This window comes from Pseudomonas sp. AC172, from assembly GCF_979258595.1.
Map to the genome: position 1 here is coordinate 2,803,554 of NZ_OZ409868.1, position 20,691 is coordinate 2,824,244.

Consider the following 20,691-nt stretch of genomic DNA (forward strand, 5'->3'; position numbering starts at 1 on the left):
AATTGGCGAAATCGGCAAAAAAACTTGCTCAGCCCTGCCGCAAGTCGAGCAGGTAGGTGTAATAACCGCTGTCGCGTATGTAGCCAAGGGATTCATACAAGCCTTGCGCCGTGAAGTTGTCGGTGGCGGTTTCCAGCATCAGGCCCTTGGCGCCGGTCGCCAAGGCAAAGTCACGCGCCGTGTTCATCAGCAATCGACCCACCCCGCGCCCACGGGCGGCGGGTGCAGTGAACAGGTCGCTGAGCAACCAGGTACGGTGCGCATCGATGGACGAGAACGTCGGATACAACTGCACGAAACCCAGCGCCTCGCCGCGTTCATCCTGCGCGAGAAAAATCGCTGATTCGCTGGCAGCCATGCGATCAGCGATGAAGGCTCGCGATTGCTCAAGGTTCGAAGGTTGCTCGTAGAAACCTCGGTAAGCGTCGAACAACTGCGCCACCGCATCGAGATGTGTCGCGTTGGCCCGCACTGTTTGAAGGGTCATGTGCCCGCTCCGTTTCCAACCAATGATCGAAACAGCATAGCGCTGCCCTCCGAGTATGCTGGCTTCCTCGCTATATAGTTTTGTATATTGCGAATCCGAAATCGCCAGAATCTTTCCATGCCGTCCAGCCAGCCTGTGTGTCCATGAGTGCCATCCGCGTACGCAACGAGCAATTGATCCTCGCCGCCGCCAGCGAAGAGTTCGCCGCCAACGGCTTCGACGCTACCCAGACCCGCGACATCGCGGCGCGTGCCGGGGTGCCCAAGGCCAATCTGTATTACTACTTCCAGACCAAGGAAAACCTCTACAGCAAAGTACTGCTGGGTTTTGTCGAACCACTGCTGGAGGCCTCGGCGGCGCTGCGTGAAAGCGATGATCCGCTGACGGGGCTGCGCGCCTACGTGGCCGCGCGAATTCGTATTGCCCGCGAGCATCCGGCGATTGCCAAGGTGTTCAGTGGCGAGTTGCTGCTGGGCGGCCGACAGTTGCCGGATGAGTGCCGCAATCTGTTGCATGCCGAAGCGCGGCGCAATGTTGAATGCCTGCGCAGCTGGATCGAGCGCGGTTTGCTGGCGCCGGTGGATCCTGAGCATTTGATGTTGTTCATCTGGTCGGCGACGCGCACGTACACCAATATTGGCTGGCAGATGGGCCGGATCATGGAACGAGAAGTGCCGCTGGATGAGGATTATCAAATGGCGGCGCAGACGATTACGCGGATGGTGCTGGAGGGCGTGGTCGTAGTGCCGCGGGTAGGCGAGATTCGTGGGGTTTTGTTTGCGACTTGAGGGGCTGTGGTTTCACAGCCCCTCGGACGCCAGCAGGATTGATGCGGGTCAGGGCATGAAATCCAGAGGCATATAGCCTTCCCCGCCCTTTCCCGCATACCAGGCTTGCAGGACGTCCGGCATGCGCCCTTTCCATTGCGCAACATTCGTGTAGTAACGCGCGAGGGTTTTACCTCCAGCCCGGGGCACCAGGACTATGATCCAGAACTGCTCATTCGGTGCACGCATGACAATCGCCGCGTTGCTCGATGGCAATCCCCGGACCCAATAGTTGCTGACCTCACTGTTCGGTACGTCTTCAGAGGACTCACCGTTCGTCTTCAAGCCGCAGTTTTGCAGTAGCGTCTGATAGTCGCCGTTAAGCAGCGCGTGCAACATTGCGTTTTCCCGCTGCGTCTGTGCCACACCCAGCGTGAGCAAATCATAGTCGACCAGGACTGTTTGCTTCGAAGCCACATACCGTCCACCGTAGTAAACGCCCATTCCGGCGCCGCAATCGGAATCCGCGCCATCCTGTGTCACATCCATCACCCCGTTTAGGGCCTTGAAGGTTAAAACACACTCTCCCTGCTCGTAACGGGCCTGCGTCCCCTCTATCGTTGCAATGCCTTCCAGTTCACCCGAGTGGGAGCCGTTCGCGGCTGAAATATCAAAGGCGATGTGAGAAGCATCCTGCCGCCTGGTGGTGATTTCTGCCCCTTCCGAAACTCCCCAGGGAATGAGCTGCCAAGTGGCGTCCCAGGAAAACGGTTTGACCATGTATTCAAGTGCCGTGAGACGCATCAGGTATTGCCGGTGTAAACAGGGCGCCAGATCGTCACATTGATTACGTTGCTTAAGCCACCCTCGCTGATCCGTTTTAAGCGCTTTCGGATCCGAAGCCTTGGTCAGGGTGGAACGCCAGCGCACCGCGAGTTGTTCGTCGAGGCGCGAGAGATCCGGATCGGCGCAAATGGCTTTTTCAGTTTTGCTGGCAGCGCTGGCGCAATCGAAACTGCTGGCGTGGATAACAGCGGCAAACGCAAGGGCGGTCAGCAGCAAGGCATGACGCAGGGAGATCGCGAACATCGAGAGATTCCATTCTTCGGACGGCGCGCAGTATGCCAGTGCTGCCAGCGGAAATCCCTGATGGTCGCAGCAATCCGTTTCCTTCAATCAATGTGGGAGCGAGCCTGCTCGCGAAAGCGGTGGATCAGCCACTATCAATGTCGACTGACACACTGCCTTCGCGAGCAGGCTCACTCCTACAGGTTTTGTGTGGGTTGTCAGAACGTTATGTCGGCCGCAGCTTTGACGTCGACGCGGCCAGTAGCGCCAGTCAGATGCGCCAGATCCTTGTTGTGTTCGGAGATGATGTCTTCGGCGCTCATGTTGCCGTTGTCGACCGTGGAATGCGCGTCGGCCACAAGCACTACGTCATAACCCAGTTGATGGGCCTGACGTACGGTGGCGTTGACGCAGTAATCGGTTTGCAGACCACAGATGACCAGTTTTTCGAAATCTTCGCTCGGCAGCAGTTTGCGCAAGTCAGTCTGGTAGAACGAATCCGGAGTGGTCTTGCGTACGCGCAGGTCTTTGGGCGATGTCTCAAGCCCTTCGGCCAGTTGCCAGCCTTCGGCACCATGAGCCAACGGGCTGCCCTTCTCTTCGTGCTGAATCAGCACCACCGGAACGCCAGCCTTGCGCGCGCGGGCGCTTAAACCGTTGATGGTGTTGATCACGTGGTGAATGTCATGGCACTGGTATTCGCCCGAACAGAGGGCGCGCTGGACGTCGATGATCAGTAATGCGGTGGTCATGATGAGCCTTCCTTGATCAGTCCTTGAGGCAGGGGCGGACCTGAGCCCGCCCCCTTTTTACGCCCCTCAGTAGCCCAGTGACAAGCCAGTATTGCGACGTGGATCGTTAGCGCCGTAGAAGCGATTTTTTCCAACCGGCTTACCGCCCAGCGACGGTGCGCCGACGAGAATCGCAGCGATGTGGTTGGCGTCTTGCGGCCCGGCGAACTTGTGGCCCCAGCTCTCGAGGATCTTCTTCGTGTCGGGGCTGGCGGCGAAGTCTTCGAGGTTGGTTTCTTCCGGCATCCACTGCTGGTGGAAGCGCGGTGCATCGACCGCTTCCTGCAAGCCCATGCCGTAGTCGATGACGTTGAGCATGGTCAGCAAAGTTGCCGTGATGATGCGGCTGCCGCCCGGTGTGCCGACCACCATCACCACTTTGCCGTCCTTGGTGACGATGGTCGGGCTCATCGATGACAAAGGTGCCTTGCCCGGAGCAATGGCATTGGCTTCGCCCTGCACCAGACCGTACATGTTCGGCACGCCGACCTTGGAGGTGAAGTCGTCCATTTCATCGTTGAGAATCACCCCGGTCTTGCTCGCCATCACGCCCGCGCCGAACCAGTCGTTGAGAGTGTAGGTGACCGACACCGCATTGCCCCACTTGTCGACGATCGAATAGTGGGTGGTGTTGCTGCCTTCATGGGGCGCTACGCCGGGTTTCAGCTCTGCCGACACGCCGGCCTTTTGCGGCTGGATGGCATCGCGCAGTTTGGTCGCGTAGTTCTTGTCCAGCAGGTGCTCGATCGGATTTTTGACGAAATCCGGATCGCCGAGGTAGCTGTTGCGATCGACATACGCGTGGCGCATGGCTTCGATCTGATAGTGCATGCCCTGGGCAGAATGGAAGCCCAGATCCTTCATCGGATAGCCTTCGAGGATGTTCATGATCTGGCAGATCACTACCCCGCCAGAGCTTGGCGGTGGCGCCGAGACAACGTGGTAACCACGGTAGTCACACTCCACCGGCGCCAGTTCGCGGGTCTTGTATTTGTCGAGGTCGGCTTGAGTGATGATGCCTTTGTTGGCCTGACTCGACGTCACGATGGCATCCGCGACCCAACCTTTATAGAAGCCGTCGGCGCCTTTTTCGGAAATCGTCCGCAGGGTCTTGCCGAGGTCTTTCTGCACCAGTTTCTGCCCGACCTGCATCGGCTCGCCTTTGCTGAGGAAGATCGAACCCGAGTCGCGCATGTCCTTCTTGAACACGTCGGTGGCGTACTCCAGCAACTCGACGTCACCCTGCTCCAGCTCGAAACCGTCTTCCGCCAGTTTGATCGCCGGGGCAATCATCTCCTTGCGCGGTTTGGTCCCGTATTTGCTCAGCGCCAGTTCCATGCCAGAGACAGTGCCCGGCACACCCACCGCCAAATGCCCACGGGTGCTCAGGTCGGGAATGACGTTGCCTTCCTTGTCGAGGTACATATTGGCGGTGGCCGCCAGCGGCGCTTTTTCGCGGAAATCGAGGAAGGTCTTGCGCCCGTCCGCCAGTTGAATGGTCATGAAGCCGCCACCGCCGAGGTTGCCGGCTGCGGGATAAACCACCGCCAGCGCGTAACCCACGGCGACCGCCGCATCGACGGCATTGCCGCCACTTTTCAATACGTCGACACCCACATGGGTGGCCAGATGTTGCGCGGTGACCACCATGCCGTTTTCGGCGGCAACCGGTGCGACTGACGCCGCGTGAGCCATGAGACAGCTGAGTGCCAGTGAGGTCGCTATCAGCGATTTGGCCAAAGGTTCGTACTTCATGAGTCGATCTCTTTTTTTGTTTTCAGGGTCTGTGCAAAACAGAGGGGGGAACGCTTCAAGAGCAACAAGCAGTATGGTCTGCTTTGCGTATTGCGCCTCCCCGCTCAGGCAGTATGCTGGGCGCTGTTGCCGCCCTGATCTGGAGTCTGCCGTCATGTCTTACACGTTCATCACCCTGCCCTCGCCCGTCGGTGAGCTGAAGCTGGTCGCGAACGGCTCACGACTGGCAGCCATCCTCTGGGAAAACGACAAACCGAACCGTGTGCGCCTCGGGCCAATGAGTGAAGCGCCCGACAATCCGATCCTGCGTAAAGCCGCCCGGCAACTTGAAGAATATTTTTCCGGGACGCGTGACAGTTTTGATCTGGAACTGGATTTCGCTGGCACCGACTTTCAGAAAAAGGTCTGGGCGGCGCTACTGACTATCCCGTTTGGCGAGACGCGGACCTACAGCGAGATTGCCGAACAGATCGGCAATCCCAGCGCCGTGCGGGCAGTGGGCGCTGCCAACGGACGCAACCCGATTTCCATTGTGGCGCCGTGTCATCGAGTGATCGGCGCCTCGGGAAAACTGACCGGGTTTGCCGGTGGGCTTGAGGCGAAAGAGCGCTTGCTGACCCTGGAGGGTGGCGACTGGTCGACGGTTGGCAAAACCGGGGATCTATTCTGAATCAAACGCCGAACAGGTTATTCATCGCCGCATACTGCAACAGCATGATGGTCTTGGCGTCGCAGATCTCACCGCGCTGAAACGCCGCCAACGCGTCATCGAATCGCCACTCCAGCACTTCCAGCTCTTCGGTCTCTTCTTCCAGTCCACCGCCCTCGCCGACCTTCGATGCCGAGTCGTATTCGGCAATGAAAAAGTGCAGCTTCTCGGTCACCGAGCCGGGACTCATGTAGGCCTCGAACACCTTCTTCACATCGTGCACGCGATAACCGGTTTCCTCCTCGGCTTCATCGCGAATCCGTTGTTCCGGCGCAGCACCTTCAAGCAAGCCGGCAGCCACCTCGATTAACAACCCATCATGACCATTGACGAACACCGGCAAACGAAACTGCCGGGTCAGCACCACCGTGCGTTGCTCGCGATTGAACAACAGAATCGCTGCACCGTTGCCTCGGTCATAGACTTCACGAGTCTGACGCTGCCACTCGCCGTTGTTGCGGTGATAGTCGAATGTAATTTTCTTCAGCAGATACCAGTCATGGGACAACACCTGAGTGTCGACGATGTTGACCCGCTCGGCTGTGTTGGACATGACGCTTGATCCTTTTGTCATTGAAGGCACCTGGGTAGGTAAAAGCCCTTTTTTGTGAACGAAAAAACGAAACCCTATACCGCCCCACAAACTATGTCGAAATATCCTACAGACATCACCTACTCGCCCGACTTCTTTCCTGATTGATCCCCCGCAAAGTCCCCGCACCTTTTTGATGTGCGCGAGAGACTGCGAATGCTTCCAACCGATCGGCTGCTGGCCCTGAACAACAGCATCGGCCTGCTCGTTGTTGCTGCTTTGAATCCCGATGAGCCGGACTTCGAGCACCTGATCCGCGAATTTCGCCTGTGCCTGAACCACTACGACGCCTGGGCCGAGCAGTTCTGGACCGGGACCGCGCTGGATATCGAGCAGGTCTTCACTGTCGGCAACGACGTGCGCCTCAGCGCGCCGATCAAGTCGCGCCAGCCGCTCAGTTCATCGGTGGTCATGTGCTCGGCCAGCGGGGCGTTGACGCTGGTGCACATGTTCGAGGCCGCGCGGTTTGTGCCGATCGGCAACACCCCGGTAACCCTCGAACCGGTGCTTGCCGATGTCGGCGGTGTGCTGACTTTCGGCGAGCCGCTGCATTACACCATCGGCCCCAGCGGCATTCTGCAGGTGACCGATTGTGATCGGGGCCAGCGTTATCGCATCACCTTCTTTCCCGATGTGTCCACCGACCATGTGCGTGCCCTGTATGCCTCTTATGAGGGTGTCATTGCAGGCCTGGAAGGCTGGCTGCGCGCTGAGTGGGCAGGGTTTCAACCACAGTGGACGGAGTTTTCCAGCGCCGGGTTTCTTGACCGTTACGGTCAGTTGCAACAAGCCGACTGGCGCGGGTTAGAGCAAGCCCTGAATGGCGTTTGGGACGATATCAAACAGGTATTCGCCCTGCTCGCCGACTTGCAGGCCAACAGTGAAAAATTGCTGGAATACCTCAGCGAGGCCGAGCTTGAGGCGTTGTTGAATGCCTCCAGCGACGCCATTGCCAACGGCCTGCTGATCCTCAGTGACGAACCTCTTCTGTTTATTCATCTGGCCGCGTTTACCAGTTGGCTGAAGATGCTGCCGCCGCAGTATCTGGCCGAAGTGGTGGCCGAAGTGCGGGCCGAACTGCTGGTCAGTTTTCTGTTGATGGGGTTGTCGGGTGGCGTCGGCGTGCCGGTGCGCTTGAGCAGCAAGGTGCTGGCGAAGGTCAAGTCACCCCGGGCGCGGGAATGGCTGGCGGCTTCGGCTTTGCGACTCGCGGAATTAACGTCAGCGCCGGAACTGAACAAACATGCGGGCGCGTTGAAGCCGCTGATGTTTCACGCGCGTGACGTTGAGTTGAAACCGACACCGTCGATACCGCTGAACATTCGTCAGGCTGACGCTGTGGTGTTGACAGTGCCGAACCCGGCGCCTGTTGTGCGGGACAAGCCTGGCGGTTCGAGCCGGCTGGAACGGCATGAGCCGCATGACGATTCGCCGGATCAGGCGAAAAATCCCAACGGCGACAGCGCTGATTGCGTGCCCTTCACCTGCACCAACGGTTGCCCGGTGTCGATGGTCACCGGTGAAGAACTGCTGACCCTGACTGATGCGGTGCTCGATGGCGTATTGCCGTTTGAGTTCACGCGGTTGTATCGCTCTAGTGCCGCCGAAATCGATGTTGGGTTGGGCTTTGGCTGGAGTCATTCGCTGGCGCATCGGCTGGAGTTTGAGGGCGACTTTGTGGTCTGGGTTGACCACGAAAACCGGCGCACCCGTTTTCCGTTGCCGAGTAGCGAGCGACCGGCGATTCACAACAGCCTGTCGCGGGCGGCGATTTTCCTTGGCGATGAACCGGAAGAGCTGATCCTCGCACTGGCCGGGGACACGGCGCGGTTTTATCACTTTCGTGCAGGACGGCTGACGGCAATCAGCGATGCGTACGACAACCGTTTGCGCGTTATTCGTGATCGGTCAGACCGCGTGCAGCGCCTGGACAACGGTGCCGGGCGTTCGCTGCTGTTGCGCTATGACCGCGCGCAGTTGGTCGGTGTGGATTATCAGGTGTTTCGTGACGGTGCCTGGAGCACCGAACAGGCGCTGGTCAGTTACCGCTACGACGCCTATCAGCACCTGATCGAAGCGACGAACGCCGTCGGTGACAGCGAGCGTTACGACTACGACGACGCTCACGTGATCCTGCAGCGGCAACTGGCGGGCGGCGCGAGTTTTTTCTGGGAGTGGGAGCGGTCGGGGAAAGCTGCCCGTTGCGTCAGGCACTGGGCCTCGTTTTCGCAGATGAACACGCGTTACGTCTGGGCGGGCGACGGCAGTGTCGCGGTGCATTACGTCGATGGCACTGAAGAGACATACGTCCACGACGAGCGTGCGCGGTTGGTGCGCAAGGTCGAGGCGGATGGTGGTGAGCAGCTCAAGGCCTATGACTCATCGGGCCGTTTGATCGCCGAGCAGGATGCCTTGGGCGCGGTCACCGAATACCGCTACGACGAAGTCGGACGGCTGATCGCGCTGATTCCACCTGTTGATGCGCCCACGTCCTACGAGTACCGCAACGGTTTCCTTTATCGGCGTTCGCGCGGTGATGCGGTGTGGATCTACCGGCGTAATGCCGAGGGCGATATCACCGAAGCGGTCGATCCCGACGGCCAGGTCACCCATTACTACTACGACACCCGTGGCCTGTTGCTGTCGATCCGCTATCCGGACAGCAGTCGGCATCGGCTGGTATGGAATGCCCTGGGTCAGTTGACCGAGGAAACCCTGCCCGACGGTGGCGTGCGGCGCTTTTCCTACGATGCGCTGGGGCGACGGACCACCACCGCCGACGAACATGGCGCAGTCACCCGTCAGCATTGGGACGCCGTCGGCCGACTGATTCAGACGACATTTCCTGACGGTGCGACCCGCGCCTACAGCTACGGCGCCTATGGTCAGGTCACTGCCGAGCGCGATGAACTCGGGCGCATCACCCGCTACGAATACGACGATGACCTGCACCTGGTCTCGCGGCGGATCAACCCCGACGGCACGCGGGTGCAGTACCGCTACGACCATGCGCAACTGCTGCTCACCGAGATCGAAAACGAGTCCGGGGAAAAGTACCGGCTGGACTACACGCCGACCGGGCTGATCCGTCAGGAAAGCGGTTTTGACGGCCGCCGCACGGCGTACACCTATGACCTCAACGGCCATCTGTTGGAGAAGACCGAGTTCGGTGATGACGGCTCTTGTTTGCTCACTGCGTATGAGCGCGATGCTGCCGGGCGTCTGCTGATCAAGACCCTGCCCGACGGCCTCAAGGTTTTTTATCAATACGACCGACTCGGCCGTTTGATCGGCGTCGACGACGGCCAGCAACATCCTCTGGCCTTCGAATACGACCGCCAGGACCGCTTGATCACCGAGCATCAGGGCTGGGGCACCCTGCGTTACCGCTACGATGCCTGCGGCCAGCTCAAACGCATGCGTCTGCCGGACAACAGCGTGCTCGACTACCGCCACGCCAAGGGCGGCGCGCTGACCGGCATCGACCTCAATGGGGCCGAGCTGAGCCGCCATGTCTACCAGTCCGGCCGCGAACTGCAACGCCAACAAGGTTTGCTGCTCAGCGAATATACCTACGACGATCAAGGACGATTACTCGCCCACGCCGTAGGCCATCAGCGCGATGCGCTGTACCGCCGCGATTATGCCTACAACGCCAACGGCAATCTCGCGCACATTGCCGACAGCCGCCACGGCCAGCGCACCTACGGCTACGACGCCCTCGACCGCCTGATCCGCGTACGCCACTCGCGCGACGAACTGCCGGAAAGCTTCGCCCACGACCCGGCCGGCAACCTGCTGATACAGGACCGCCCCGGCCCGAGCCAGATCAAGGGCAACCGCCTGCTCATGCAAGGCGACCGCCACTACGACTACGACGCCTTCGGCAACCTGATCCGCGAACGTCGCGGCCGCGCGCAGACACTCGTCACTGCATACCGCTACGACAGCCAGCACCGCCTGATCGGCCTGACCCGCCCCGACGGCCAAACCGCCAGTTACCGCTACGACGCCTTCGGCCGACGCATCAGCAAAACCGTCGGCGACGACACCACCGAATTCTTCTGGCAAGGCGACCACCTCGTCGCCGAAAGCAGCGAACACGAATACCGCAGCTACGTCTACGAACCCGGCACCTTCCGCCCCCTCGCGCTGCTCGACGGCAAAGGCCCGAAAAAAGCCTGCCCGTTCTACTACCAGCTCGACCACCTCGGCACCCCGCAAGAACTCACCGACTACAGCGGCGACATCGTCTGGTCGGCGCAATACGACGCCTACGGCAAAGTCGCCGCACTGACCCTGGCCGGCGAGGACTACCTGAACCAGCCGCTGCGCTTTCAGGGACAGTATTTCGATGCGGAAAGCGGCCTGCATTACAACCGCCACCGGTATTACGACCCGCGGCTGGGGCGGTATCTGACCCCGGATCCGATCAAGCTGGCCGGTGGGCTGAATCAGTACCAGTACGTGCCGAATCCGACGGGGTGGGTGGATCCGTTGGGGTTGAACTCTAACTGCCCGCCGCCGAATAAGCCTGGATGCGACGTACCGGACGTAGTGAGTGGTGCTGAGGTATCTGATGGAGGCCCAGAAACTCCCGCCCCACAACAAAAGAACTATTATTTATATCGAGGCGATGAACGCGAGCCTTGGGAAATATTTGAGGCAGGATTTGAACCTTGGGGTGATAGCAAAGATTTATATTTACATGCGCTCGACAACAAGAACCCGCCTAGTTGGTTTGTAAGCTCATCTATTTCGGAAAAAGAGGCCTCAAAATTTGCGACTGGACACGGGTTTGCAGAGGGATACATCTACGTTCTGAAAAATATTCGTGGAGTTGACGTCAATAAAGAGCTGGGGGCCATGTCGCCGCATCGACGAGAAATAGAGATCGCGTTTCCTGGCGGAATTAAAAACGACGACATAGTCGGCGCTATACCCGTAACCGCTGACGGTGACTACAAGGGCTACTCCATACCGAACCCATTTAGGAAGCAACCATGAAAACGATAGAAATTGAAATTATAAAAGGTGGGCAAAGAGAAGTGGCCACCTTGATAGTAGATAGAAGAACAAGAAAGCTTACGTTTATTATGAATAATGGAACAACCAGCTCTTGTACAGCCGATGATCTGTACGTTTGTTTCGGCTTGATCAGAGCGCAGTACCCGGACATAGTTTTTCTATGCAAAGGCGCCAAAATAAATGTTCACCCTTCGCGTATGACATCACAAATGTCCACTGGTTTGGTTGCATACGAACTCACTAATGGCCAACCCACCGAAGAGTCTGACATTGTTCGCATCTTCGATTACGAGGACAACAATTTAACGAATGACCTTGAGGCTCAAAAAGCCTTTTACTTTCGCTGGATTAAATCTTTAAAGACTTAAAAAGAGAAATTCAACCCCGACACACATACCTGCACCGAATACTCAACACCTACCAAGAAATACACCGCAGGCCTTTTTAACATACCCTAAGAGAGAGCAACAATGGAGTGCAGAAAAATATCACTTATCGTCGATGGTGCTAGGGAAGAGACCACAATCTATTACGACTCGATAAAAAGCACTATAAATTTCTCCATGCAAAATGGCTTCACCAAGACCTACGAGTCGACTGACCTCTATTTATGCCTAGCAAAAATAAGACAGGATCACCCTGATGTTATTTTTATGTGCAAAGGGGCAAAACTAAATGTAACTCCATCAAGAATGTGCTCACAAATGAGTGGCGGCGTGATCGCTTACGAACTTAAGAATGGTAAGGCCGCAACTTTTGAAGACATTGTCCAAATATTTGATTACGAAGAAAATAACTTAGCAAAAAGCCTGAAGGAGCAGCGAGAGTTTTACTACAAATGGTTAAACTCCCCTTTTGATGGTTCTGACTTATAAATAACACCGAAAGCCTTTGTAAGATGAGTGGCTCAAATCACGCCTCTTAATTTTATAAATACATCGGTACCGTCGCATCATCCCTCAGCGACCCCAGATCCTTGTTCCCCGAATCATTTATAAACGACAGCCAACTCGGGACTCTCTCTCCCTTGCCTTCAGTTTTTCAGGTGTTACGGCAACCCTCATCATTTCCAAGGGATGCAAACGTTCAAAAATTCCCAACAGCCAATCGTTCCAGCGTCTGACCGGAAAATACGAAAAGCCCGGCAGCGCTACCGGGCTTCTTTATTTGCAGCTAACGAGCGATGAGCGACTGCATGTCACCGACAGCCTGCTCGGCGGCAGGAACCCCGTGAATCAACGGCCCATAACGCCGGCTGAATTCCCAGTTGTACGGCACGCCATCCTTGCTGCTGCCGTTGTCCCAATTCACCGACCAGGTCATCAAGCCTTTGATCGGTATCCCCTTGATCGCCAGACGCTTGAGGACATTCCCGACCACGGTTTTGTCGATCACATACCCGGTGGCCGCCGCATCGTTGTTGGCCGGCAGGCCGATGACGAACTTGTCCGCCGGGATCCGGGCGAAACCACGCGTGCCGGTCACCAGACTTTCGGTCAGGTAATAAAGGAAATCCTCCTTCAGCGCATCGTTGTTCTGCGCAAGCCACGCACCCGCGCCGTTGTTGGCTTCCGGCACCCAGACACCGTCACCACCCTGGTTATAGAACTGCGGGGCGATGAAGTCGTAGTAGCCTTCCAGCGCATGCAGATAGCCAACGTATTTGCCGGTGCTGGTCAGGTATGGAAACTCCGGCGCCATGCTGATGATGAAATGTTTGCCTTGGCCTGCGTAGTGATCCTTGACCAGTTTCAGTGCGGCCGGCAGGACGGTCTTGTTGGCAGCGAAGTCAATCGCGCTCTGTTCAAGATCGATGTCCAGCCCGTCGAAGCCGTAGGTTTCCACCAGACGGATGATTTCATTGGCCAGCGGTTGTTCCTGACCGCTGCGCAACTCGATGTGCGCATCGGCGCCGCCAAGGGAAATCAGTACCGCACGCCCCTGACTGTTGAGCACGCCGACCTGGCGGCGGAACTCGGCATCGGAAACGTTGAACGGTTTGAAAGTCGGAATCCCGCTGCCCTTCATAAAAGCGACCGCGACGACGTTGTACTCTTTGGGCACCTCCTCCAGTGAAAGGCTGGCGAAGCGGCCCTGGCGGTAACCATCGCTCGGGCCTGCGGGCCAGTTGTGCCAGAAGCCCATGAGGATCTTTTTGCCGGCAATGCTCGGCATCAGCGAGGCGGCATCGCTTGCGGCGTTTTGCACTAAAGAGAAATCGATTTTTGACATGTTCTAATCCTTCAGAACGTGTGGGTTTGGCGACGCAGCGCCGTTATTTGAAGTCGACGTCGAAAGCCTGATAGAAGGCGTTGCCGGTGTTGGCGACGATCCACATCAGCACGATCACGTGATGGCCCTTCTTGTTGGCTGGCAGTTTCACCGCGTGATTGACCTTGGCCTTCAGCTCATTCGGATAGCTGTAATAAGGCACCTGAGTGTAGAAGTCCTCGAAGAACGGTTGGGCTTCCAGTTGAGCGCGGCTGATGCGTTGTTTCGGGTCCCAGCCATCCTTGGTGATCAGCCAGCGGTAACCACGGGTGGTGTGCGGCGCGGTGTATTCCCATTTGATTTCGAGGGTCTGCCCCGGGGTAACGTTAAGCAGCGGCCAGGTGAACGGACGAGCGAGCTTCTTGCTCATTTCCTCGTTGGTGAAGTTCACGCAGTCGCGGGCATCGGTCTTGCCGCCACTGAGGATGTAGCCATCGGCCGGTGGCGTGACACTGTCCGAGTCGCTCTGGTAAGGCGCCGGAAACGGCCCTGCTGCCAGCGCCGGGAAATTCTTCCCGCCTTCCATTTCGTTGACCTGCCACGCGCCGAGCAATCCTTGCTCGATCGCTACTGCACCGCGGCTGGCAGGAGAGATGACGCGACCGTGTCGCAGTTGGGTGTGTGCTTGTGGTTGATTCATGTTTTTCACTCCGTTGATTTAAGAACTCTCCTTTCCGAGGAGAGGCCTTCAAGCTAACGGAGAGGGATTTTTTGTCCATCGGCGGTTTTGTCGCAGTCAGCCGGTGAAAGCCAGCAATACACCGCAAATACTGTATGCATACACAGTCTTTTACGATAACACCCACCCGAGATGACGCCAAAAGATTACACGCCGATGCTGCAAAAGCTGCCATTCAGTACTCACGACAACTGTGCCTTGAACTCCTTTTCGTACTGCCCGGCGAGTTGTTCTTTCTGTTTTTCGCTGAGCAGTTTGCCAGCCATCTGGAAGAACTTCTGTTCCTCCTCCTTCAGGTGATGGTGAACTTTGTCAGAGAGCTTTTTGGCGGTGGCCAGCCAAGCCGGGCTGGACAACTCGGTCTCGTCGAGTTCTTCCATCATCTCGTCCATTTCATGGTGTTCGGAGATAGCATGGCGGCTCAGGTCGACGCCGTTATCGAACTCCATCAGTGGAATGTAGAAGTGACGTTCTTCGGCCGTTTCGTGGGCCTGGAGTTCTGCCTTGAGCTGTTTGTAGGCTTCAACCCGCTCCGGCGTATCGCCGCTGGTTTCGATCAGGGTTTTGGCGTAGCTACGCTGGCGGTCATGGCTTTCGCGAAGGGCTTCAAAAATATTCATGGGGATTCCTTCTCAACCGCGTGCTGGAATGACGCTGTAAGGGCTAGACCCCGAGGCGAGAGCGGCAGTTCCACCGGGTTGAAGAAGGGCTTGGAAGATGGCCGCGGGGCAGGATAGGCTGCGAATTCAAACAACAAGGAAGTCATGCATGAACTTACGCATCGAGCTGTCACAAAACCCGACCGAAGAAGAACGCACAGCCATCCTCGCGCCGCTGCGTGCGCACAACGTTGCCAAAGCCGGACCGTCGACCTTCGAGCCGATCGCTCTGTTAGTGCGTGATGAACACGACGCCATCCTCGGTGGTTTGTATGCCCACACGTTCTATCGTTGGCTGTTCATTGAGTTACTGGCCGTGCCGGAGCAAGGTCGCGGCAAGGGTATCGGCTCGCAGTTGATGCAGAGGGCGGAAGATCTGGCACGGGAAAAAGACTGCGTTGGCATCTGGCTCGACACCTTCTCCTTCCAGGCACCGGAGTTTTACAAGAAGCTTGGATTTAGCGAATGCGGAGAGATTCTGGATTATCCACTGGGGCATAAGCGGCATTTCTTCCAGAAGCGATTGATCGGTTGAATGTTGCGGCCCCTTCGCGAGCAGGCTCGCTCCCACATCGGAATGCATTGCAAAATGTGGGAGCAAGCCTGCTCCGGGTGGCGTTCCGACGAAGGCGGCAGCCGCTTCAATGCATGATTAGAGGCAGGTCGCTAAAGCCGCCAACCGGCGCTTGGCGACAAAGTCATCCTTCTGCGCGTAGTAATTCAGCGTCGTGCCGGAAGCTTCAGTGATCACATCGACAAACGACTCCGCCGACCGGGTATACACCGTCGTCCCGCCCGATTTGCGCGGTTCCAGATACGCCGCCGCGTCCACGCCGAACACCGCTTCGTCCTGCCAGCCAAACTGCACACACTGGGCGACGACTTTCTCGGCTTTGTCCGAAGTCAGTACTTTATAGGGGGCTTTGGTGCGAGCATCGTCCATCACCGAGCCTGCGCAACCGGCCAGCATTGTCGCCGCCAGCGCTACCATCAGAATTCGCATTGCATTCGCTCATTCAGAAAAAAGCGGACTGTATCACCGCAGCAGCAGAAATCGTTCTGCTTTACTGCATTTATAGCGCGACACGCGCAGGCCGCTGCGGCAACCTAAGCTCATCAGACTCACAAGGAAACCACATGGCGCCTACCGACCAGCGACATGAACATGCCCTGAAAGTATTTCTCGACGCGCGCCCCGAACTGCGCGAAACCCTCGACCACCTCAACCCGTTACTGGCTCAGGCCAAAGGCGAAACTCAAGTGCAGTATCGCGAAGAGCGCCTGCATGAAGCGTTTGAGGCCGAAGCGGAAAGCCTTGGCCTGTTCGCCTGGGAGTTGACCTTGCAACTGACGGCTGATTCGCCTGAGGAATACCAGGCGCAGCGTCTGGAAGTCCATCGAGAAGTGGCGGAAATGGCCGGGATGGATTGGCTGGAATATTGCGATCTGTATGGCATAGAACCGTAAACGCCGGAAGGACACCGCCACTCATGCTGCCATCCACCTCGACTCACCGCGCCAGCCCCGGCCATCTGCACACGCAAAAGTGGCGCGGACGAGTGGGTCTGGCGCTGGTAGCCAGCCTCTCGGTACTGGCCGGAATGACTGACGCCATCGGCTTTATGGCCAGCGGCGATTTCGTTTCGTTCATGAGCGGCAACACCACTCGACTCGCCGTGGCGATCAGCGATGGCGATATCGGGCTGACCTTGCGTTTGTTGATCCTCATCGCAACATTTATTGTCGGGAATGCCCTGGGGGTTGTCGTCGCACGTTTCGGTGGACGCCGGGCGCTGCCGCTGCTGCTGTGTATCGCCACCCTGCTGTGCGCAGCGGCTGTCTGGCCATTCGACACCCAACTGCCGGCGCTGATGGCGGCGATCACTGCGATGGGCATGCTCAACGCGGCGGTCGAAGAAGTGAATGGCTTACCGGTCGGGCTGACTTACGTGACTGGCGCGTTGTCGCGGTTCGGCCGTGGATTGGGTCGCTGGATGCTTGGCGAACGGCGCAGTGGCTGGCGGGTGCAACTGGTGCCATGGGGCGGTATGTTTATCGGCGCGATTCTCGGGGCGGTGCTGGAACATCATTTGGGACTGAAGGCGATGTTTGTCAGCGGCTTGCTGGCCGCGATGATCGGACTGCTATCGCTTAAAATCCCGCGGCGCTGGCAGTTGGGTTACATGCCTCGCTAATGGACTCTTATACAAATCCTTGTGGGAGCGAGCCTGCTCGCGAAGAGGCCGGCACATTCTTCATCTTCACCAGCTGACAAACCGATATCGCGAGCAGGCTCACTCCTACAAGGTTTCGCGGCGGCCTCGATAAAGCTTTATCATGACCGCAGTTTTGCTGATCGAGTCCGTCATGAAGTTCGCCATCGCGCTGTTTTCCGCCGCCCATGCGCCCTCCTCGCGCCGCGCCCTGCTGTTTGCGCAAGCCGCCCTGGCCAGTGGGCATGAGATTGTCCGACTGTTTTTTTATCAAGACGGCGTTTATAACGCTTCGGATGCGGTGGTCACCCCGCAGGACGAACTCGACCTGCCCAAACAATGGCGTGCCTTCATCACCGAGCAAAAGCTGGACGGAGTGGTGTGCATCGCCGCCGCCCTGCGCCGTGGTGCGCTAAATGCCGAAGAAGCCAAGCGCTACCAGCGTGAAGCGATTTCGGTCAGCGCACCGTGGGAATTGTCCGGTCTTGGCCAGTTGCATGACGCGGTGCAAGACGCCGACCGTTTGATCTGCTTTGGAGGTGCGTGAGATGGCCAAATCCCTGTTGATCGTCAGCCGCCAATCACCGTGGTCTGGCCCCGGTGCCCGCGAAGCGCTGGACATCGTGCTGGCCGGTGGCGCGTTCGATCTGCCGATCGGTTTGCTGTTTCTCGATGACGGCGTGCTGCAACTCAGCGCCGGGCAAAACGCCAAGGCACTGCAGCAGAAAGACCTCAGCGCCAATCTGCAGGCGCTGCCGATGTTTGGTGTCGAAGAGCTGTTCTATTGCGCCGACAGCGCCAGCACTCGCGGACTGAACAATCTATCGCTGGACGAAGCGCAGCCGCTGGCCGCCGAGCAAATCACCGCCCTTATTGACCGTTACGACCAGGTGATCACCCTCTAATGTCGACTTTGCATGTGTTGTCTCATTCCCCGTTCGGCGACGATCGCCTGTCCAGCTGCCTGCGTCTGATCGGCAGCGCTGATGCTTTGTTGCTGTCCGGCGATGCGGTCTACGCCTTGCAATCGGGCACCGCGCCGTTCACTGCACTTGAACACCGTCAAATCAAATTATTCGTCCTTGCCGAAGATGCACAGGCTCGCGCCATCGAAGTTCCGGACTGGGCCGAGGCGATCGATTACCCGGCCTTCGTCGAACTGTCGATCCATCACGACAAGGTCAACAGCTGGCTATGAATTCCATGACCGTCGGCGCCCGCGCCATCGAACTGGACAAGGACGGTTTTCTTGTCGACCTCAGCGACTGGTCCGCCGACGTTGCCAGCGCCCTCGCTGCCGCCGAAGAGATCGAGTTGACCGCCGAACACTGGGAAGTCCTCGAACTGTTGCGCAGCTTCTACGAAGAATTCCAGCTGTCCCCGGCCACACGGCCATTGATCAAGTACACCGCGTTGAAACTCGGCCCGGAAAAAGGCAACAGCCTGCACCTGAACCGACTGTTCAAAGGCACCCCTGCCAAACTCGCCGCAAAACTGGCGGGCCTGCCCAAACCGACGAATTGCTTATGACCGACTTTCCAGCACTGACCCTCGAAACCCCTGCCGAACATCCGTTCGCCCAATTCGTGCGAATCCTCGGCAAGGGCAAACGCGGCGCCCGCGATCTGACTCGTGAAGAAGCCCGCGAAGCCATGGGCATGGTGCTCGATGACAAGGTTGAAGACACCCAGCTCGGCGCGTTCCTGATGTTGCTGCGGCACAAGGAAGAAAGCGCCGAGGAGATGGCCGGTTTCACCGAAGCCCTGCGCGCACGTTTGCAGGCACCCGAGTTGAACGTCGACCTGGACTGGCCGACCTATGCCGGTAAGAAGCGGCATCTGCCGTGGTATCTATTGGCGGCGAAGTGCCTGGCGCAGAACGGCGTACGCATCTTCATGCACGGCGGCGGCGCTCATACCGCCGGGCGTCTGTACAGCGAGCAATTGCTCGACGAATTGAACATCCCGTTGTGCCGCACCTGGCAACAGGCCGGCACGGCGCTGGACAACGGTGGACTGGCGTTCATGCCGCTGGTGGACTGGGCGCCGCAACTGCAAAAGATGATCGATCTACGCAACACCTTGGGCCTACGCTCACCGATTCACTCCCTGGCACGGATTCTCAATCCGCTGGGCGCACGTTGCGGGCTGCAAAGCATTTTCCATCCTGGCTATCAGGCCGTGCATCGCGATGCCAGTGGTTTGCTTGGCGACACGGCGATTGTGGTCAAGGGCGATGGCGGCGAAATCGAGATCAACCCGGATGCCGACAGCCACCTCTACGGCACCACCGGCGGCGAGAGCTGGGACGAGGAGTGGCCGCAGATGTCGGCGCAACGTCACGTCAAACCGGCAACTTTGGACGTTGAACATCTGAAAGCGGTGTGGCGTGGCGATGCGATGGACAGCTATCCGCAGATGGCGCTGATTGCGACCATGGCCCTGGCCTTGCGCGGCCTCGGCCAATCCCGTGAGCAGGCCTTCGAAACCGCCGAGCAGTACTGGGCCGCACGCAACAAATCGATTTAACCGATCATTCACGCCCGATCTTTGCGCTTTTTGTTCGAACTCATCGGAATAGACTCGACTCCAACGATTATTGGTTTACGGAGTCTTGATCATGGGTTTACTCGTCGATGGCCACTGGCAGGACAAGTGGTACGAAAGCAGCAAGGACGGCGCGTTCCAGCGCGAACAGGCCAAGCGCCGCAACTGGGTGACCGCTAACGGCGAACCCGACCCCAGCGGCGAAGGCGGTTTTGCCGCTGAAGCCGGGCGCTATCACCTCTACGTTTCCCTCGCCTGTCCGTGGGCACATCGCACGTTGATCCTGCGCAAGCTCAAAGGCCTGGAAAATCTGATCGACGTTTCAGTGGTCAGTTGGCTGATGCTGGAAAACGGCTGGACCTTCGACAAAGCACTCGGCTCTACGGGCGATAAGCTCGATGGTTTTGAATTCATGCATCAGCGCTATACCGCCGACACGGCCGATTACACTGGCCGCGTCACCGTACCGGTGCTGTGGGACAAAAAGCTCAAACGCATCGTCAGCAATGAATCAGCGGAAATCATCCGCATGTTCAACAGCGCGTTTGATGATCTGACCGGCAACGACCTGGATTTCTACCCGGCGCCGTTACGCGGTGAGATCGACGCCTTGAACGAGCGAATCTACCCGGCCGTGAACAACGGCGTGTACCGCGCAGGCTTTGCGACGTCGCAACAGGCTTATGAAGAAGCGTTCGATGAGGTGTTTGCCGAACTCGATCATCTTGAAGGCGTTTTAAGCGCAAACCGGTATCTGAGCGGCGAATACCTCACTGAAGCTGACGTACGCCTGTTTACTACGATCATCCGGTTTGATGCGGTGTATCACGGGCACTTCAAGTGCAACCTGCGGCGGATTGCCGATTATCCGAACCTGTCGAACTGGTTGCGTGAGGTGTATCAGTGGCCGGGGATTGCCGAGACCGTGGATTTCCAGCACATCAAGAACCATTACTACGGCAGTCACAAGACGATTAACCCGACGGGCGTTGTGCCGAAGGGGCCGGAGCAGGATTTCACCGTGGCCCATGATCGGGCGCGGCTGGCTGGCAAAGGGGTTTGGCGCCGGGGCTGAGATTTGTATTGTTTTTGATGGTCCCATCGCTGGCAAGCCAGCTCCCACAGG

At 58.0% G+C, this 20,691-nt stretch carries 23 protein-coding genes; 14 read left to right on the forward strand and 9 right to left on the reverse strand.

Annotation, left to right across the window (positions count from 1 at the left end):
* Positions 1-28 precede the first annotated feature (28 nt).
* Positions 29-487, reverse strand: a complete 459-nt coding sequence (locus tag ACZ0A4_RS12500) for a GNAT family N-acetyltransferase (protein ID WP_463574967.1) — start codon at positions 485-487, stop codon at positions 29-31.
* A gap of 143 nt (positions 488-630) precedes the next feature.
* Between ACZ0A4_RS12500 and ACZ0A4_RS12505 the strand changes: the two genes are divergently transcribed.
* Complete coding sequence (locus ACZ0A4_RS12505; RefSeq protein ID WP_463574969.1) at positions 631-1,275, forward strand: TetR family transcriptional regulator C-terminal domain-containing protein; 645 nt, start codon at positions 631-633, stop codon at positions 1,273-1,275.
* A gap of 48 nt (positions 1,276-1,323) precedes the next feature.
* On the opposite strand, the gene ACZ0A4_RS12510 is transcribed toward ACZ0A4_RS12505, so the two are convergent.
* The 3 genes from ACZ0A4_RS12510 to ggt all read right to left on the reverse strand — a co-directional run bounded on the left by ACZ0A4_RS12510 (position 1,324) and on the right by ggt (position 4,868).
* On the reverse strand, positions 1,324-2,343 hold the full coding sequence (locus ACZ0A4_RS12510) for a lysozyme inhibitor LprI family protein (RefSeq protein ID WP_463574971.1): 1,020 nt from the start codon (positions 2,341-2,343) through the stop codon (positions 1,324-1,326).
* 197 nt (positions 2,344-2,540) lie between these two features.
* Positions 2,541-3,074: a cysteine hydrolase family protein gene (locus ACZ0A4_RS12515; protein WP_463574972.1), complete on the reverse strand. Its 534-nt coding sequence runs from the start codon at positions 3,072-3,074 to the stop codon at positions 2,541-2,543.
* 66 nt (positions 3,075-3,140) lie between these two features.
* Positions 3,141-4,868 carry a gamma-glutamyltransferase gene (gene ggt, locus ACZ0A4_RS12520; protein WP_141129087.1) on the reverse strand — a complete coding sequence of 576 codons (1,728 nt, stop codon included), beginning with the start codon at positions 4,866-4,868 and terminating at the stop codon, positions 3,141-3,143.
* Between the two features lie 154 nt (positions 4,869-5,022).
* Here ggt and ACZ0A4_RS12525 point away from each other — a divergent pair, with 154 nt between their 5' ends.
* The gene (locus tag ACZ0A4_RS12525) at positions 5,023-5,538 is read left to right on the forward strand and encodes a methylated-DNA--[protein]-cysteine S-methyltransferase (protein WP_463574973.1); all 516 of its coding nucleotides are present in this window, start codon (positions 5,023-5,025) and stop codon (positions 5,536-5,538) included.
* A gap of 1 nt (position 5,539) precedes the next feature.
* Here the strand turns inward: ACZ0A4_RS12525 and ACZ0A4_RS12530 are convergent, their stop codons facing one another.
* On the reverse strand, positions 5,540-6,130 hold the full coding sequence (locus tag ACZ0A4_RS12530) for an NUDIX domain-containing protein (RefSeq protein WP_463574974.1): 591 nt from the start codon (positions 6,128-6,130) through the stop codon (positions 5,540-5,542).
* 195 nt (positions 6,131-6,325) lie between these two features.
* Here ACZ0A4_RS12530 and ACZ0A4_RS12535 point away from each other — a divergent pair, with 195 nt between their 5' ends.
* The 3 genes from ACZ0A4_RS12535 (at position 6,326) to ACZ0A4_RS12545 (ending at position 12,072) form a co-directional block, all read left to right on the forward strand.
* Positions 6,326-11,176, forward strand: a complete 4,851-nt coding sequence (locus tag ACZ0A4_RS12535; protein ID WP_463574975.1) for an RHS repeat-associated core domain-containing protein — start codon at positions 6,326-6,328, stop codon at positions 11,174-11,176.
* On the forward strand, positions 11,173-11,565 hold the full coding sequence (locus ACZ0A4_RS12540) for a hypothetical protein (RefSeq protein ID WP_463574976.1): 393 nt from the start codon (positions 11,173-11,175) through the stop codon (positions 11,563-11,565). The genes ACZ0A4_RS12535 and ACZ0A4_RS12540 overlap by 4 nt, the downstream gene beginning before the upstream one ends.
* A gap of 102 nt (positions 11,566-11,667) precedes the next feature.
* A complete protein-coding gene (locus tag ACZ0A4_RS12545) occupies positions 11,668-12,072 on the forward strand; it encodes a hypothetical protein (RefSeq protein WP_463574977.1) in 405 nt (134 codons plus the stop codon).
* A 298-nt stretch (positions 12,073-12,370) separates the two neighbouring features.
* Here ACZ0A4_RS12545 and ACZ0A4_RS12550 read toward each other — a convergent pair whose 3' ends face one another.
* From ACZ0A4_RS12550 to ACZ0A4_RS12560, 3 genes are all read right to left on the reverse strand, one after another.
* Positions 12,371-13,429 carry a chitinase gene (locus ACZ0A4_RS12550; RefSeq protein ID WP_463574978.1) on the reverse strand — a complete coding sequence of 353 codons (1,059 nt, stop codon included), beginning with the start codon at positions 13,427-13,429 and terminating at the stop codon, positions 12,371-12,373.
* A 43-nt stretch (positions 13,430-13,472) separates the two neighbouring features.
* Complete coding sequence (locus tag ACZ0A4_RS12555; protein WP_463574979.1) at positions 13,473-14,108, reverse strand: lytic polysaccharide monooxygenase auxiliary activity family 9 protein; 636 nt, start codon at positions 14,106-14,108, stop codon at positions 13,473-13,475.
* Between the two features lie 221 nt (positions 14,109-14,329).
* A complete protein-coding gene (locus ACZ0A4_RS12560) occupies positions 14,330-14,767 on the reverse strand; it encodes a hemerythrin domain-containing protein (protein ID WP_463574980.1) in 438 nt (145 codons plus the stop codon).
* Positions 14,768-14,915: 148 nt separating this feature from the next.
* Between ACZ0A4_RS12560 and ACZ0A4_RS12565 the strand changes: the two genes are divergently transcribed.
* Positions 14,916-15,341 carry a GNAT family N-acetyltransferase gene (locus ACZ0A4_RS12565; RefSeq protein ID WP_064390654.1) on the forward strand — a complete coding sequence of 142 codons (426 nt, stop codon included), beginning with the start codon at positions 14,916-14,918 and terminating at the stop codon, positions 15,339-15,341.
* Between the two features lie 117 nt (positions 15,342-15,458).
* On the opposite strand, the gene ACZ0A4_RS12570 is transcribed toward ACZ0A4_RS12565, so the two are convergent.
* A complete protein-coding gene (locus ACZ0A4_RS12570) occupies positions 15,459-15,809 on the reverse strand; it encodes a hypothetical protein (protein WP_463574982.1) in 351 nt (116 codons plus the stop codon).
* 134 nt (positions 15,810-15,943) lie between these two features.
* Between ACZ0A4_RS12570 and ACZ0A4_RS12575 the strand changes: the two genes are divergently transcribed.
* The 8 genes from ACZ0A4_RS12575 to ACZ0A4_RS12610 all read left to right on the forward strand — a co-directional run bounded on the left by ACZ0A4_RS12575 (position 15,944) and on the right by ACZ0A4_RS12610 (position 20,640).
* On the forward strand, positions 15,944-16,273 hold the full coding sequence (locus ACZ0A4_RS12575; protein WP_463574983.1) for a DUF6388 family protein: 330 nt from the start codon (positions 15,944-15,946) through the stop codon (positions 16,271-16,273).
* A 23-nt stretch (positions 16,274-16,296) separates the two neighbouring features.
* Positions 16,297-17,001 carry a YoaK family protein gene (locus ACZ0A4_RS12580; RefSeq protein WP_463574984.1) on the forward strand — a complete coding sequence of 235 codons (705 nt, stop codon included), beginning with the start codon at positions 16,297-16,299 and terminating at the stop codon, positions 16,999-17,001.
* 172 nt (positions 17,002-17,173) lie between these two features.
* Positions 17,174-17,566, forward strand: a complete 393-nt coding sequence (tusD, locus tag ACZ0A4_RS12585) for a sulfurtransferase complex subunit TusD (RefSeq protein ID WP_463577548.1) — start codon at positions 17,174-17,176, stop codon at positions 17,564-17,566.
* Position 17,567: 1 nt separating this feature from the next.
* Complete coding sequence (gene tusC, locus ACZ0A4_RS12590) at positions 17,568-17,924, forward strand: sulfurtransferase complex subunit TusC (protein WP_463574986.1); 357 nt, start codon at positions 17,568-17,570, stop codon at positions 17,922-17,924.
* Positions 17,924-18,217: a sulfurtransferase complex subunit TusB gene (gene tusB / locus ACZ0A4_RS12595; protein ID WP_141129772.1), complete on the forward strand. Its 294-nt coding sequence runs from the start codon at positions 17,924-17,926 to the stop codon at positions 18,215-18,217. The genes tusC and tusB overlap by 1 nt, the downstream gene beginning before the upstream one ends.
* Entirely contained in the window at positions 18,214-18,549 is a 336-nt protein-coding gene (locus ACZ0A4_RS12600) for a TusE/DsrC/DsvC family sulfur relay protein (protein WP_463574987.1), read from the forward strand. Before tusB ends, ACZ0A4_RS12600 begins: the two co-directional genes overlap by 4 nt.
* A complete protein-coding gene (locus tag ACZ0A4_RS12605; RefSeq protein WP_463574988.1) occupies positions 18,546-19,547 on the forward strand; it encodes a glycosyl transferase family protein in 1,002 nt (333 codons plus the stop codon). The genes ACZ0A4_RS12600 and ACZ0A4_RS12605 overlap by 4 nt, the downstream gene beginning before the upstream one ends.
* A 91-nt stretch (positions 19,548-19,638) precedes the next feature.
* On the forward strand, positions 19,639-20,640 hold the full coding sequence (locus ACZ0A4_RS12610; protein ID WP_463574989.1) for a glutathione S-transferase family protein: 1,002 nt from the start codon (positions 19,639-19,641) through the stop codon (positions 20,638-20,640).
* Positions 20,641-20,691 lie beyond the last annotated feature (51 nt).